General features: G+C 34.7%; 13 protein-coding genes and 2 pseudogenes. 10 read left to right on the top strand and 5 right to left on the bottom strand.

The features are described 5' to 3' along the window. Window positions 1-101: 101 nt before the first annotated feature. Window positions 102-884, top strand: a complete 783-nt coding sequence (locus PQF83_RS22925; RefSeq protein WP_001208934.1) for a nucleotidyltransferase domain-containing protein — start codon at window positions 102-104, stop codon at window positions 882-884. A 13-nt stretch (window positions 885-897) separates the two neighbouring features. Here the strand turns inward: PQF83_RS22925 and PQF83_RS22920 are convergent, their stop codons facing one another. Both PQF83_RS22920 and PQF83_RS22915 read right to left on the bottom strand, forming a co-directional pair. Continuing rightward, complete coding sequence (locus PQF83_RS22920; RefSeq protein WP_001183120.1) at window positions 898-2199, bottom strand: MFS transporter; 1302 nt, start codon at window positions 2197-2199, stop codon at window positions 898-900. A 143-nt stretch (window positions 2200-2342) separates the two neighbouring features. Continuing rightward, window positions 2343-3869: an FAD-dependent oxidoreductase gene (locus PQF83_RS22915; RefSeq protein WP_000199956.1), complete on the bottom strand. Its 1527-nt coding sequence runs from the start codon at window positions 3867-3869 to the stop codon at window positions 2343-2345. Between the two features lie 581 nt (window positions 3870-4450). Between PQF83_RS22915 and PQF83_RS22910 the strand changes: the two genes are divergently transcribed. Beyond that, complete coding sequence (locus PQF83_RS22910) at window positions 4451-5536, top strand: fatty acid desaturase family protein (protein WP_000661225.1); 1086 nt, start codon at window positions 4451-4453, stop codon at window positions 5534-5536. 51 nt (window positions 5537-5587) lie between these two features. Here the strand turns inward: PQF83_RS22910 and PQF83_RS22905 are convergent, their stop codons facing one another. The 3 genes from PQF83_RS22905 to PQF83_RS22895 form a co-directional block, all read right to left on the bottom strand. Further along, window positions 5588-6280, bottom strand: a complete 693-nt coding sequence (locus PQF83_RS22905) for an amino acid ABC transporter permease (protein ID WP_000461541.1) — start codon at window positions 6278-6280, stop codon at window positions 5588-5590. A gap of 91 nt (window positions 6281-6371) precedes the next feature. Then, window positions 6372-7166 (bottom strand): ABC transporter substrate-binding protein, encoded by a 795-nt coding sequence (locus PQF83_RS22900; protein ID WP_000823738.1) that lies wholly within the window; start codon window positions 7164-7166, stop codon window positions 6372-6374. A 121-nt stretch (window positions 7167-7287) separates the two neighbouring features. After that, window positions 7288-8010 carry an amino acid ABC transporter ATP-binding protein gene (locus PQF83_RS22895; RefSeq protein ID WP_000616944.1) on the bottom strand — a complete coding sequence of 241 codons (723 nt, stop codon included), beginning with the start codon at window positions 8008-8010 and terminating at the stop codon, window positions 7288-7290. A 210-nt stretch (window positions 8011-8220) separates the two neighbouring features. Here PQF83_RS22895 and PQF83_RS28620 point away from each other — a divergent pair. The 8 genes and pseudogenes from PQF83_RS28620 to PQF83_RS22860 all read left to right on the top strand — a co-directional run. After that, window positions 8221-8571, top strand: a pseudogene (locus PQF83_RS28620) (HAMP domain-containing protein); the annotation flags it as partial. Then, window positions 8563-9513, top strand: coding sequence for a methyl-accepting chemotaxis protein (locus PQF83_RS22890; RefSeq protein ID WP_404978333.1), 951 nt, complete (start codon window positions 8563-8565; stop codon window positions 9511-9513). The pseudogene PQF83_RS28620 and the gene PQF83_RS22890, both read left to right, overlap by 9 nt. A gap of 153 nt (window positions 9514-9666) precedes the next feature. After that, window positions 9667-10115, top strand: a pseudogene (gene argR, locus PQF83_RS22885) (arginine repressor). A gap of 268 nt (window positions 10116-10383) precedes the next feature. Beyond that, on the top strand, window positions 10384-11616 hold the full coding sequence (gene arcA / locus PQF83_RS22880) for an arginine deiminase (RefSeq protein WP_000682336.1): 1233 nt from the start codon (window positions 10384-10386) through the stop codon (window positions 11614-11616). A gap of 30 nt (window positions 11617-11646) precedes the next feature. Beyond that, entirely contained in the window at window positions 11647-12645 is a 999-nt protein-coding gene (gene argF, locus PQF83_RS22875) for an ornithine carbamoyltransferase (RefSeq protein WP_002163765.1), read from the top strand. A 99-nt stretch (window positions 12646-12744) separates the two neighbouring features. Then, window positions 12745-14160, top strand: coding sequence for an arginine-ornithine antiporter (gene arcD, locus PQF83_RS22870; protein ID WP_000503407.1), 1416 nt, complete (start codon window positions 12745-12747; stop codon window positions 14158-14160). Between the two features lie 37 nt (window positions 14161-14197). Further along, window positions 14198-15160 (top strand): carbamate kinase, encoded by a 963-nt coding sequence (gene arcC, locus PQF83_RS22865; RefSeq protein WP_000113961.1) that lies wholly within the window; start codon window positions 14198-14200, stop codon window positions 15158-15160. A 201-nt stretch (window positions 15161-15361) separates the two neighbouring features. Beyond that, the gene (locus PQF83_RS22860; RefSeq protein ID WP_001081907.1) at window positions 15362-16051 is read left to right on the top strand and encodes a Crp/Fnr family transcriptional regulator; all 690 of its coding nucleotides are present in this window, start codon (window positions 15362-15364) and stop codon (window positions 16049-16051) included. Window positions 16052-16203: the final 152 nt, after the last annotated feature.

The raw sequence follows: 16203 nt of genomic DNA, 5'->3' as shown, positions 1-16203 counted from the left end.
GCTGTCGGGAATTTTCTGACAGCTATTTTAGTATGTAGTAAACTTAGTAATATATTTGTCGAATTTCCAAGGAAATAATCAAAAAATGGAGAGGGTATGAAATGAGAGAGAATATTAAGTTGGAGTTAGAACGAATTGAGAAAGAAAATGATGTGAAAATTTTATTCGCTGTGGAGTCAGGGAGTCGTGCATGGGGATTTCCATCAAAAGATAGTGATTATGATGTTAGATTCGTTTATATGCACCCGGTAGAATGGTATTTATCCATTCATGATAAACGAGATGTAATTGAGTATCCGATTAGTGATGATTTAGATATAAGCGGATGGGATATTAAAAAAGCGTTACAACTATTTGCAAAGTCAAACCCAGCTTTACTCGAATGGATTCGATCACCCATTTTTTATTCGAAAAACTCTAATTTTCCAGAACAGCTTCAGCAAATGAGTGAAAAGAACTTCGATCCGAAAGCAACGATATATCATTACTTACATATGGCTTCAAAAAATTATCGTGAATTTTTGCAAGGTGAGAATGTAAAATTAAAAAAGTACTTTTATGTATTGCGTCCTATTTTGGCTTGTAAGTGGCTAGAGGAGAAAACAACTTTGCCTCCTGTAGAATTCGATCGATTAATTACAGAATTATCATTGGAGCGTAGCGTATTAGATGAAATTGAACAGTTGTTAATAAAGAAAAAGGCAGGTACTGAATTAGATGTTGGATTAAAAATTGATGTGTTGAATCAATTTTTAGAAGAACAAATTCATTACTATCAGCAATATGTAAAAGGAATTGAAAAGGGATCAGGGATCGATATTGAGAGTTTAAATACATTGTTTCGAGATATGTTGTTTGCGGTATACGAAAAAGAGCACAAGTAAGTTTGTGCTCTTTTTATTTTGTAGGAATAAAGAAAACAGATATAGCTGCAAGAAGACCTGCAAATGAGAATAAGTAAAAATTCCATACTAAGTCATATTGCATTGTCATAATAATACCGACAAGAATAGGACCAGTAATTGCGCCAACTCGGCCAAGTCCAAGTCCCCAGCCTAAGGAAGTAGCTCGGATATGGGATGGGAAGTATTGTGTCACATATGCATTTAATATTTGAGTAATACCGACCGATCCAATTCCAGCAAGACCAATTAAAAGATAAATGATTGTAACAGATGGTTTAATTGTTAATAGTCCAATACATACAGCTGCCATAAGATAGGAAATGCTAATAACAATTTTGGCTCCTATACGATCTGCGATTGCTCCAGCAAATAATGCACCGATAGCGGCGGTAATATTTAGCATAAGTAGAAATGATAAACTAGATCCAAGAGGATATCCTGCCTGTCGCATCATCTGAGGTAACCAAGTATTTAAACCGTATATTAAAAACATCCCCATTATATAAGTGATCCAAAAAAGCAGCGTTGCTTTTATGTATTCTTTTGAGAATAAAGTAAGAAATCCATTTTTCTTTCGTATATTAGATGGGGGTTGATGAGTTTTCTCTTTTGCATGGAATTCAATTTGAAAACGATTAAGAATTTTATCCACTTCTTCTTGGCGGTTACGTGATAACAAAAATTGAATGGATTCAGGTAAATAACGAATAATGAAAGGAATGAGGAGTAGTGGAATCATTCCGATGCCAAACATAATTCTCCATCCGAAGTCTTCTAACATAAACATGGACAAAATAGCGCCTAACACGATACCTAAAGGATAGCCAGTAAACATAAGAGCATAAATAAAAGATTGTCGCTTTTTGGGTGAATATTCAACAGTAAGTGCGGAAGCTGTTGGAATGACACCGCCTAGTCCAATTCCTCCGATAAATCGCCATAGTCCAAATAATTCAGGAGAAGGAGCAAGTGCAGCTAGGCCCATTGTAGTAGAAAAAAGTGCTAAACAGCATATAAGTGTCCATTTTCGTCCAATTAGATCTGTAATAGTTCCAACTAGAATAGCGCCAATAAACATTCCAAACAAAGCATAGCTGGCAATTGTACCAGCATGAGCTGGTGATAGTGCCCAGCTGTTGTCTTCCAGTAGCTTAGGCAGAACGGCCCCGTAAATACCTAAATCATAGCCGTCAGCTAGAATGGCTAGCCAACAAATAAAAACAACAAGCTTTGTAATAGAGTTCGAAAAGATAGTTTTTGTAGATTCTGGATGAGGTGGAGCTGAAGGTTGCATAATGTTCACCCCTTTTGATTTGTAGATGAATATATTATTTCATTTGATGTTAATATTTCCCCTCTTATGTCGGAATTTATATGAAAAAGTTTTATAGCAAATAAAGAAGTTCAACAGTCATTCTGTTGAACTTCTTTATTTATTTACTCATTATCAACTCGTTTTAACGGTTGATCTGCCGGACCTTCAATAACATCTCCTTCAATTGAAAAACGGGAACCGTGGCAAGGGCAGTCCCAAGTACAATCACCATTATTCCATTCCACTTCGCAGCCGAGATGTGTACAAGTTGTATCGACAATATGTAATTTTCCATCTTTGTCCTTATAAGCACCTGCTCGTTTCCCGTTAACATGTACGACAGATCCTTCACCAACTTCGAGATCTTCTGGCTTACGTAATGCAGTTTCAATCTTTCCTTCAATTAAATGTTTCGCAACATCAATGTTTTGGGAGAAGAACGTTTTTATATCTGGATTTGCATGAAAGCGTGAAGGTGCATATAGTTCTTTATATGGACTATCTACTTTTAGAATGGAATCCTTCAGTAAATGAGCAGCAGCAGTTCCAGTTGTCATCCCCCATTTACGATATCCAGTTGCAACAAATATATTTGGATTGCTCTCGTTAATATGTCCGATATAAGGGACCTTATCTAGCGTGATTAAATCTTGTGCTGACCATCTATAAGGAACCTCATCTACCCCAAACGTTGCTTCTGCAAAAGAATACAGTGCTTCATAATGAAGCATCGTGTTTATTCCTTGGCCTGTTTTATGACTTTCTCCGCCAATTAAAATTAATTTTTCCCCATTGCTTGTTGTGTAGCGTAAGGAGCGTTTTGGGTCATCAATACTTAAATACATGCCACCTGGATAATCTGTTTTTGTTTTAATAGCAAGAGCATAAGAGCGTTCTGCGTACATTCGCGTAAAGAAAAAGCTATTCGCATCATAAAAAGGAAAGTGTGAACAAGAGACAACATATTCACACGTAATGCGATGTCCGTCCTTTGTAATGACTTGTGGAGAATCTCCTTTTTCTACATCCATAGCAGTCGTTTGTTCATAAACTTTTCCACCCATCTCCACAAACTTTTCTAAAAGCGTTTTCAAATAAAGAAGGGGATGAAACTGGGCTTGATTTTTCATGACAAGTGCAGATTGTACTGGAATTGGAATCGATAGAGATTGAACATAGTCACAAGGTATATTTAATTTTTGATAAGCTTCATATTCTTTCGATAAATTTCTTAATCCCTTATCAGTAGTTGTATATAAATATGAATCTTCATTTGAGAAATTACAGTCGATTTTATATGTTTGCAAAGTTTCATTAATAAATTGTAGGGCATGATTATTTGATTCATAGTAAAGCCCGGCCTTTTCCATACCGAAATGGTTTATTAATTCATCATAAATAAGATCATGTTGCGCTGTTATCTTCGCTGTTGTATGTCCAGTCGTCCCGTTTAAAATAAGACCAGAATCAATTAATACAACATCGATGCCTTCTTTTGCAAGTAAATAGGCAGTAGTAATACCTGTAATACCAGCACCTATAATAGCGACTTTTGTCTTTATATTTTCAGATAAAGGGGGAAAAGCAGGGAGTTGAGTAGATTCAATCCAATAAGATGATGGGAATTGTGGAAATGTATCGCTTGTCATTAAGGAAACCTCCTGATTTAGAACAATTTTCCTTTTAATATTTCCATATGAGATGAAATTCATGTGTGCTGTTTTAGAGGAAGGCTATTTTTATTTAAAAGAAAGATAAAATTATTTCAGTATAATTATTAGGTCTTGTTGGTATGAAGAGGTAGAAGTTGTGTAAAGCTTAAATTTAAGTGAGTGTATTTGTTGTTTACACAGAGAGTTCTTGAATAAGATAGAGTCTATAGCATGTCAAGGTACGTATATGTATAATAGATGAAACCTTATAAAATATGTGTTTTTTCTTTATTGAAATAAAGTATAATTATAAAAATATAACCAACTTTTATTACTAGGTCATAAAAGTTATTGACAATGTAGAAATTCTATTGATATGATTCATCATGTGGAAAGGTTGATAGAGAGTAAAAAGATAAATGTTTTTCATTGATAATAAAAGCGAAAAATAAGTGACGATAGAGTGAGTATATTTTCCTTATACTAGATGCTTTTTAATCACCTAGTAAAATCAATCTGGAAGCAAGAATTGATATATGTAAGTTGCGCAAGGCGCGGCATAAGAAAGGGGCAAAAGGATGAAGGAGCTTCATACGTTTGGGTGGTATGCAGCACGTGTATCACCACATTTGCCGAAAAAAGCATTTAAACCAGTTCCTACTCGTTTATTTGGCGGACTGGCTTATTTACTTGTGGCATTGGCGGGGTTAATATCGATTGGTGTATTTGAATTGAATGTGTGGGCTAATCTAGGAATTGCGATCGTTCTTGGATTATGTTTTGCTTCACTTGGTTTTTTAGGGCATGAAATTTTACATGGAACTGTTGTAAGAAAGGCATGGCTTCGTGATTTCTTAGGAGCGATTGCATTTATGCCATTATCAACAGGTCCTAAACTTTGGCGAAAGTGGCATAATGCAACGCATCACGTTCATACACAACATGAAGAGAATGATCCAGATGCATGGCCTACACTTGAGAAGCTTAAAAAGAGTAAGTTTTTGAGCTGGGTATATCGCATGCCTCTTCATGTACGTTCATTCTTTAGTTTTCTGTCACTAACAATTCAATTTACATTGCATTCGACTCGAATGTTCTTTCATTTTATAAAAGAGTTTAAGTCATCCAATCAAAAATCTGTATGGCTTCAACTTCTTTTGCCTTGGACTGTTTGGATTAGTTTATTGTTTATTATGGGACCTGGAAAATGGTTATTTGCATATGTGATTCCATTGTTAATTGCTAACTTTATTGTAATGGCATATATCGCAACAAATCACCGCTTAAATCCAATTGTTCCAGTAAATGATCCGTTAGCAAACTGTTTATCAGTAACAGTGCCGCGTTGGGTAGACGTTTTACATTTCAATTTCTCATATCATACAGAACATCATTTGTTCCCTGCTATGAGCTCTAAATACTACCCGTTAGTAAAAGAGAAAATTAAAGAAATGTGGCCGGAACGCTATCATGAGATGCCGATGACAAAAGCTTTGGCAGCGCTATGGAATACACCACGTGTGTATTATCAAGGAAGTGAATTAGTGGATCCGCATAGAGAGCATTTCTATGGTTCTTTAGGAAATGGACTAGATCCTCATAATATTTCATATCGTGAGGAACATATAGAGGAAGAAGAGAGTATTAAAAAAGTAAATCAATAAAAATAGATATATGTTGCAGTGAAAAAGCAAGCCATCTCAGGCTTGCTTTTTTTATAAAGAAACTTCCTTTTTGTTCTTTGTATGGAATTGGACGGAGTTAGTTTCTTTTCGCTGTAATCGTTTTTCTAAAAGATTAACAAGGTAAGTGAATAGGAGAACGAGCACGAGATAATATAAACCAACGATTATATATGTATCTAATTGTTGGAAGTTCCCTGCAGCAATGGATAAACCTGATCCCCATAATTCGGACAATCCTACGTAAGCAACGAGGGAAGAGTCCTTTAATCCAATAATAAACTGATTTCCTAAAGGAGGAATAGATTGACGAAATGCTTGCGGTAATACAATACGGCGCATCGCTAAAGGATATGGCATACCTAGAGAGCGAGCTGCTTCCATTTGTCCACGATCGACAGATTGGATAGAGCCTCGGAAAATTTCAGTAATATATGCACCGTTGTGGATTGCTAAAGCAATGGCTCCTGCCCAAAAAGGAGTAAAAACAACAACGGATGTAATCCCAAAATAGAGAATGGCGATTTGAACAATTAAAGGTGTACCACGAATAATGGCGATGTATACGTGAGCGATACTATTTAAAACTTTATTGTTAGAGATTCGAAAGAAAGCGAATAGTAATCCAATTAGTGAACCGAGTAATAGGGATGTTAGTGTTAATTGTAATGTGACAATAGTAGCTTTTAAGAGTGTGGGATAGGTAGAGATAAAAATTTCAAACATGCGTTTCACCTCATATTGTATAGATTTTAGTAGAGAATGAAATGCCCCACACAAAGTGGGGCATGATTTATGGAAACTTTGAAGGGCTAAATTACTTTGTTTTTTCCTCTTCACCAAGAATATTACGCCCAAACCATTTTTTACTGATCTTTTCATACGTACCATCTTTAATAATTTCATCTAAAGCTTTATTTACTTTCTCGACCATTTCTTTATCATCTTTACGAATAGCAATTCCCATTTCATCAAGGTTTAGTGGTTTTCCAGCTTCTTTTATATTTGATTTACCTTCTTTGATCATGCGTAAACCAACCATTTGATCTGTAATTACTGCGTCGATACGTCCAGGCTCTAAGTCCATAAGTGCAGTAATATCGCTATCGTATTCTGTAATTTGATCTGTATATTTTGCAACGAGGTCTTTAAAGGTACTAGCTTTTACAACACCAATTTTCTTACCCTTTAAATCTTCTGGAGAAGAGATAGATGTATTCTTTTTAGCTACAAAAATTTGGGCACCAGAACGATAATAAGGATTTGAGAAATTAACAGCTTTTAAGCGTTCTTCTGTAATTGCCATACTGCCCAGTATTACATCATACTTTTTCGCTTTGAGACCTTGGATTAGCGTTTCCCATGGATTTGTAATAGGGGTTGGTTTCATATTCATTTTTTTCGCAAGTGCTTCACCTAGTTCTACATCAAAACCGACAAGTTTTCCGTCATTTTCTTTATAGTTAAAAGGCTTATATAAGCCACTCATCGCATAACGAAATTCTTTTTCACCATTTGAAGAAGTAGTAGCACTTTCCTTACTACAGGCTCCTAGTATAAAGGATGTGCATAATGTAATACTCGCAACAATGGTTAATAGTTTTCTTTTCATAAAACCCCTCCTATATATTGATCATACGGATGGTTTTAAGTATGTTATTGAAATATTTTATTTAGATGATTAGTTGTGCACCGTATGAATGTATTTCTTTTCGTTTGAAACAGAAGTTATATTATAAAACGTTACGTAAAAATTGTTTCGCTCGTTCATGTGATGGAGCTGAAAAGAATTGTGCTGGCGGAGCATCTTCTACAATTTTTCCATCATCCATAAAAATGACGCGATCAGCTACATCTCTTGCGAAATTCATTTCATGAGTAACAATAACCATGGTCATTCCTTCTTCAGCAAGTTCTTTCATAACTTGCAATACTTCTCCAACAAGTTCAGGGTCTAAAGCTGAGGTAGGTTCATCAAATAGCATAATTTTAGGATTCATAGCAAGAGCTCGTGCAATAGCAATACGCTGTTTTTGACCACCTGATAGGAGATGGGGCGTTACATCTGCTTTATCTTGTAGGCCGACTTTTTGCAGAAGCTGATTTCCGATTTCTTTTGCATTTGCTGCTTCTAATTTTTTTACATGAATAGGTGCTTCTATGATGTTTTCTAGTGAGGTCATATGAGGAAAGAGGTTAAAGTGCTGAAAAACCATACCGACATTTTCGCGGACTTTGTTTAAATTTGAATGCTTTGGATCAATTCGTTCACCTTGTAAGTGAATTTCACCTTCATCGTACATTTCTAAAAAGTTAAGACAGCGAAGTAATGTACTTTTACCGGAACCACTGGCACCAATTAAAACGACAACTTCTTTTTCTTGTACTTCTAAATCAATTCCTTTTAAAACGTCAAGTGAGCCAAATGATTTTACTAGATTTCGAACCTGAATCATACAAAACCCCCAGTCAAAAATATATTTTACAAATGTTGCCCCTTATTTCTGTTATTAGTCACAAATTGTCAGAATCCTTTATTTTTTTCGTGGATTTGATATTAAAGGAAATAATAATTTTTTGAAATCTCTATATCCTTCTATAATGAAAATATGGATAATAATATATAGGTAGTACTTATATTACTTATACAAAGGGGGAAAGAAGAGATGGAAAAAGAAAGGAAGACATTTTCCTTTGGCTTACGTACACAACTTATGCTATTCACTACAGTTTTAGCTTTAATTACATATTCAACAAGTATATTTTTTATTTATGTGATATATGATTATTTTCAAAGTTATGTAAGTCAAACTGCATATAATATTATCGTTATGTTATTAGGGGTAGTATGGTCTGGAATTTTAGCATATGGAGCAGCCATATTTTTAATTAAACCGCTTCGAAAGTTAGAGGAGGCGGCGAGAAAAGCGGCTGAAGGAGACATTCGTGAAGATGTTCCGTTACCGAAGACTGATGATGAAATTAAATCTTTAAGTGTTGCATTTAATATGATGCTAGGGAACTTAAGGGGCATGGTAAAAAATATTGATACAACATTTTCGTATACAAACAATCAAGTACAGCAAATTAGAAAACAAACAGGCGAAGCAACGAAACAAGCACAAGGTGTTTCTGAAACACTTGCAGAGATTTCTTCTGGCGCTGAGCAATCAGCGGCATCCATTCAGGCAATTGTTTCTGCTGTTGATACAACAACTTCTATTGCAAGTGAAGTAGAAGAGAAAGCGAAACAGTCTGATGAGTTGTCTTCAGAAATGGTTCAAGCTTTAGGGCATAGTACGCGTGTCTTTACGTCTTTAATTCAAGGTATTCAAACATTGGCGAAAGAAAATGAAGATTCAATGCAAAATGTACAGAAGTTAGAGGAAAGAATGAAACAAGTAGAACATATTGTATCTGTTGTGAGTGAGATTGCTAGCCAAACTAATTTATTAGCACTAAACGCTTCTATTGAGGCTGCTCGTGCAGGAGAGCATGGAAGAGGCTTTGCGGTTGTTGCGGAAGAAGTACGAAAACTTGCTGATGAAAGTGATCATTCTGCAAGAAACATATCGCAGTTATTACGAAATATGCAAGAGGAAGTACAACAAGTTGCAATGAAAATGACAGAACAAGTGAAAATAGCTAAAGAAGAGGCGAAACGTGGGGAGGCTACGGAATTAATTTTAAAAGAAATGTCATCAAGTGTTATGGAAGTAGCGGATGCAACGAAGCAAATTAGTGGTTATATGAATGAACAAGTGAACCACATTCATCAAACAGGAGCACAAACAAAGGCCGTAGCAGCAATTGCTGAAGAAACGTCAGCTGGTTCACAAGAAGTAGCACGTGTGACGTTGCAACAATCTAAAAATATGATAGCAATCGATCAATTATTAAAGGATCTAGAGAAACAAGCAACAGAATTGAAACAAACAATTAAACGATTTTCAATGTAAAAGAGAAGAACAGAATACTGTTCTTCTCTTTTTTTAGCTAGATTTAATATCTATAGTTAAAAGATAGAAACTATGAACGTTTCCGCAACATTCTTTTCTGTCCCTTTCGGATGAAATTTATAGCGAGCTATAATATTAAAAGGGGTGTCTTTTATGAAAAAAGAAAAAAGACAACGATTAATTAAACAATTTGTAAAAGAGTATGAAATAGAGAAGCAAGAAAGATTAGTAGAATTGTTAGCAAAAAAAGATGTATTAGTAACACAAGCTACGGTTTCTCGAGATATTCGTGAGTTAAACTTAACGAAGGTACCTTCTCAAGAAGGATTGATGATATATAAAATTTTCTCAGAAGAGCATTTACAAACTGATATAAAATTAAAGAAAAAATTACGAGAGGTTGTTGTGAAAATTGATTGTGTAGATCAATTAATGGTTATTAAAACATTACCTGGAAATGCACATGTTATTGGTGTTTTGTTTGATGAGTTAGATTGGAAAGAAAAATAGGATGTATATGTGGAAATGATACATGCCTTATAATTTCTCAGTCGAAATCAGATAGGGAGATTTTAGAAGAAAGATTAAATTTAATTCTTTAGATGCAAAATCCTGTTTTTAATTTTTATTAAAAACAGGATTTTTGTGTAAATACGGAAGTTAAATATTCAACATATATGCGTAATATATGTATTTTTTATTAAAAAATCGGGATGGATTATTATAAAAATACAAATTAATATGATTTTAAAAAAATAACTTGTTTAATATTTCACAATGATAATGTGGATGATTTCACAAAGGTGAAAGCGTGTAGCATTTATTATGTACTTGTAAGACATCAAACATATTTAAAAGGAGGTACAACAAATGAAGCATCCGATACATGTTACTTCAGAAATTGGGGAATTACAAACGGTTTTATTAAAACGACCGGGTAAAGAAGTGGAAAACTTAACACCAGATTATTTACAGCAATTATTATTTGACGATATTCCATACTTACCAATTATTCAAAAAGAGCATGATTATTTTGCACAAACGTTACGCAATCGGGGTGTTGAAGTTCTTTATTTAGAAAAACTAGCCGCTGAGGCGTTAGTAGATAAAAAACTTCGAGAAGAATTTGTTGATCGTATTTTAAAAGAAGGACAGGCCGACGTAAATGTTGCACATCAAACTTTAAAAGAATATTTACTTTCCTTTTCAAATGAAGAATTAATTCAAAAAATTATGGGCGGTGTACGGAAAAACGAAATTGAAACAAGTAAGAAGACACATTTATATGAATTAATGGAAGATCACTATCCGTTCTACTTAGATCCAATGCCTAATTTATATTTTACTCGTGATCCAGCAGCTAGCGTGGGCGATGGCTTAACGATAAATAAGATGAGAGAACCAGCGCGTAGACGTGAATCATTATTCATGGAGTACATCATTAAATATCATCCAAGATTTGAAAAACATAATGTACCAATCTGGTTAGATCGTGATTATAAATTTCCAATTGAAGGTGGCGACGAGCTAATTTTAAATGAAGAAACAATTGCGATTGGAGTATCTGCTCGTACTTCAGCTAAAGCAATTGAACGTTTAGCAAAAAATCTCTTTAGCCGACAAAATAAAATTAAGAAAGTGTTAGCAATAGAAATTCCAAAATGCCGAGCATTTATGCATTTAGATACAGTATTTACAATGGTTGATTATGACAAGTTTACAATTCACCCAGCTATTCAAGGGCCAAAAGGGAATATGAATATTTATATTTTAGAAAAAGGATTAGATGAGGAAACTCTTAAAATTACACATCGTACTTCTTTAATGGAAGCATTAAAAGAGGTATTAGGCTTAAGTGAATTAGTTCTTATTCCATGTGGAGGAGGAGATGTAATTGCTTCTGCTCGTGAACAATGGAATGATGGCTCGAACACATTAGCAATCGCGCCAGGTGTAGTTGTTACATATGATCGCAACTATGTATCCAATACGTTATTACGGGAACACGGTATAGAAGTGATTGAGGTGCTAAGTTCAGAATTATCTCGTGGTCGTGGGGGTCCACGTTGCATGAGTATGCCAATTGTTCGTAAAGATATTTAGTATAAATAACGGAGAAAGTAGGGATGAAGTATGTTAATGACTAGACCAAATTTAAAAGGAAGAAGCTTTCTAGCAGAAAAAGATTTTACACAAGAAGAATTGTTATATTTTCTAGATTTGGCAGCAGAATTAAAAGAGAAAAAGAAAAATGGTATCCCGCATCATTATTTAGAAGGTAAAAATGTAGCGCTCTTATTTGAAAAAACTTCTACTCGTACGCGTTGTGCATTTACAGTAGCATGTACAGATTTAGGGGCAAATCCTGAATATTTAGGGAAAGGTGATATTCAGCTTGGGAAAAAAGAATCTGTAGAGGATACAGCAAAAGTGTTAGGGCGTATGTTTGACGGAATTGAGTTTCGTGGATTTAATCATGAAACTGTAGAATCTTTAGCACAAAATTCTGGTGTGCCGGTTTGGAATGGATTAACAGATATGTGGCATCCAACACAAACACTAGCAGATTTATTAACAATTAGAGAACATGTAGGGAAACTGAAAAATGTGAAGCTCGTTTACGTTGGAGATGGACGAAATAATGTTGCTAATAGCTTACTAGTTGGTGGCGCAATCGTTGGAATGGATGTACGTATTTGTACACCGGAAACTTTATGGCCTGCACAAGAAGTAATAGATTTGGCAAAAAAATATAATGAACAGGTAATGATAACAAGTAATGTGGAAGAAGCAGTTGCGAATGCAGATGTAATTTATACAGATGTATGGGTGTCTATGGGGGAAGAAGAAAAATTTGCTGAACGTGTCAAGTTATTGAAACCTTATCAAGTAAATATGAAAATGATTAAAGAAACAGGGAATGAAAACGTGATTTTCTTACATTGTTTACCTGCATTTCATGATGTCGAAACGATGTATGGCGAAGAAGTTTATGAGAAATATGGGTTGAAAGAAATGGAGGTAACTGACGAAGTATTCCGCAGTAAACATTCAAAAGTATTTGATCAAGCTGAAAATAGAATGCATACAATTAAAGCGGTTATGGCAGCTACTTTAGGAAACATGGAGTAAAGAAGAAAGGGAGTGTTCCTTTCTTCTTTCTCCTCCTTTAGACACTATCATTCACTATTGCTTTTGTATTGTTATTGCAATTAAAGAGAGGTGAGTGGAATGGGTGAAGATAAGAAACTAGGGTTGTTTACATTAACGGCTCTTGTAGTGGGGTCTATGATTGGCGGTGGAGCCTTTAATTTAGCGAGTGATATGGCAAAAGGTGCTGGTGCTGGAGCCATTATTATTGGCTGGGTTATAACAGGAATTGGGATGATTGCACTTGGATTATCTTTTCAAAATCTAACTGTAAAACGGCCAGATTTAGATGGTGGTATTTTTAGCTATGCAAAAGCAGGGTTTGGTAATTTTATGGGGTTTAATAGTGCGTGGGGATACTGGCTATCTGCTTGGCTTGGGAATGTAGCTTACGGCACATTATTGTTTTCTTCATTAGGATATTTCTTCCCGATCTTTGAAGGCGGGCAAAACGTAGCGTCCATTGTTGGTGCAAGCGTATTATTATGGTGTGTTCACATGTTAATTTTACGTGGAGTTCAATCAGCAGCACTTGTGAATTTAGTAACTACAATCGCAAAATTAGTACCTGTATTTGTATTTATTGTCATAGGAATCTTCGCGTTTCATATTGATATGTTTTTAGATGGATTTTGGGGGCAAACTGGTTCTTTTTCATGGGGAGCAGTTGGCAGCCAAGTTAAAAGTACAATGCTTGTAACTTTATGGGTATTTATTGGGGTAGAAGGTGCTGTTGTTTTATCCAGTCGAGCAAAAAATAGAAGTGATGTAGGGAAAGCAACGGTTATTGGCTTAATTGGTACACTCATCATTTACATTTTAATCACATTATTGTCTCTTGGACTTATGCAACAAGCAGATATTGCTGGTTTGAAAAATCCGGCTATGGCTTATTTATTTGAAAGTGTTGTTGGAAAATGGGGTGCTATCTTTATTAATTTAGGTTTAGTCATCTCTGTATTAGGTGCTTGGTTAGGGTGGACTTTGCTCGCTTCTGAAATTCCATATTTAGCGGCTAAAGATGGAGTATTTCCAAAATGGTTCGCAAAAGAAAATAAAAATAAGGCTCCAGTAAATTCATTATGGATAACAAATGGTTTAATTCAAATGTTCTTGTTAACATTCGTCGTTTCTGATCAGGCGTATAACTTTGCATTCTCTTTAGCATCTTCAGCTATTTTAATTCCATATGCGTTTTCAGCATTTTATCAACTGAAGCATAGCTTAAATTCTGAGGAAGTAGATCGAAATAAAAATATAGTAATTGGCTTGATAGCAAGTATTTATGGCGTTTGGTTAGTTTATGCAGCTGGTTTAGAGTATCTATTATTAACAATGACTTTATATGCGCCAGGTATTTTTATTTTTTACAATGTTCAAAAGCAAAAGAGTTCGAAGCAAATATTTACTCGAGTGGAATTAGCATCATCCGTAGCAATTGGTGCTTTAGCATTTTTTGCGATTTATGGATTAATTACAGGCAGCATTACTTTATAGAGCTCTGTGAAAACGAAATGAACTGGAGGGCTGAAATATGGCACGAAGAAAAATTGTAGTTGCACTAGGGGGAAATGCGATACAGTCTGGAAAAGCTACTGCGGGGGCGCAGCAAGAAGCGTTGGAAAAAACGGCGGAACAACTTGTGAAAATAATGGAAAATGATGTAGATATAGTAATTGCACATGGAAATGGCCCACAAGTGGGGAATATTTTATTGCAGCAAAAAGCTGCAGAAACGGAAAAGACACCTGCAATGCCATTAGATACTTGTGGGGCAATGAGCCAAGGAATGATTGGATATTGGATGGAAAATGCGATTGAAAAGGCATTGAAAAAACGGAATATAAAAAAAGATGTAGCAACGGTTATAACACGCGTTGTTGTGGATAAAAAAGATGAGGCATTTAAAAATCCAACTAAACCAATTGGTCCTTTTTATACAGAAGAAGAGGCCAGAAGATTAATGGACGAAACAAAAGCAGTGTTTAAAGAAGATGCGGGTAGAGGGTGGAGACGTGTTGTTCCATCACCGAAGCCTGTAAGTATTCATGAACATAAAGTGATTAATTCTTTGGTCGAAGATGGAAATATAGTGATAGCTGTTGGCGGTGGTGGAATTCCAGTAATTGATTCTGAAGAAGGGCTAAAAGGAACTGAAGCGGTTATCGATAAAGATTTCGCTGCGCAGAAATTAGCAGAATTAGTAGATGCCGATACGCTCGTTATTTTAACTGCAGTTGATTATGTGTATGTAAATTATAATCAACCGAATCAAAAAAAATTAGCGCATATCACAGTGAATCAATTAGAAGAATATATTGAAGAACAACAATTTGCTGCGGGAAGCATGCTTCCAAAAATTGAAGCTGCTATTAATTTTGTTAATACAAATCCAAAAAGAAAAACAATTATTACGTCTTTAGAAAAAGTATATGAAGCACTAGAAGAAAAAGCCGGTACTATTATTTCAAAACAAAATGTATGCATGTATGTTTAAATCATTATGTACGCTACTTATTATTGAAAAAAGAATGAAGTTAGTAACTTCATTCTTTTTATTGATTCATATTTTTTATACGTATTGTTCATAAAGTTTTCATGATGAAATCTGAATATATAAGTTAGTTATGATAAAATTCAAATTGAATACGCTTTCTTGATTTTTCGCTCCAACATACAGCAAGAGAGAGGGAATTTTATGAATAGACGGAACGTAGTTAAGGATTTAAAGCAGTTCGAATTATTTGCTCATTTAACAGAAAAGAAATTGAAAGGTTTGACGGAGTTTGTCTATTGGCGAACTTATAAAAAGGGTCAATTTTTATTTTTAGAAGGGGATTCAAGAGAAAGAATTTACTTCATGTTAGATGGATTTGTAAAGTTAGAGCGGGTTAATCAAAATGGGAACTTATTATACGATGACTATGTAAAGCGGTATTCTATTTTTCCTTATGGTGGTATGTTTACAGACAGAGGATATAACTATACAGCAGAAGCAATGACGGATGTGGAGGTATATTATATTCCAACGGTAATCTTTGAAGATATGGTAAAATCCAGCAGAACGCAATTGATGTACGTTGTTCAGCAATTATCATCGATATTAAAACTAAACGAAAATCGAGTACAAAATATTACAATTCCTAATGCACAAGATCGGGTCATTCAAACATTAAATTATTTAATGCGGGATTTAGGAGAACAGAGTGGTGAAACAATTGTAATTTCCTGCCCACTTACAACAATTGAAATATCGAAAATATCTGGTACGTCTCGAGAGACGGTTAGTAGCGTATTAAAACAATTAAAAAATGATAGTATTGTTACAATTTTAGATAAAAAAATTACAATACATAATCCAACATATTTTGAGGAAATCTCTATGTGAAAATTGCATATTGATTTTTAATTCATACTGTATATTAATAAGGTTATTTATATATTTATAAGTAACTTTTTTACGTTTTCCTCTATGAAAAGATAGTATAGTATGGTAATAATAGCTAAAATCGATAATAAAAAACAAAGTGAAGGGGAGAA

This window comes from Bacillus sp. FF-1, assembly GCF_028548245.1.
GTDB lineage: Bacteria > Bacillota > Bacilli > Bacillales > Bacillaceae_G > Bacillus_A > Bacillus_A paranthracis.
The sequence above is the reverse complement of the archived record's forward strand: the minus strand, read 5'-3'. Positions and strand labels throughout refer to the sequence as shown.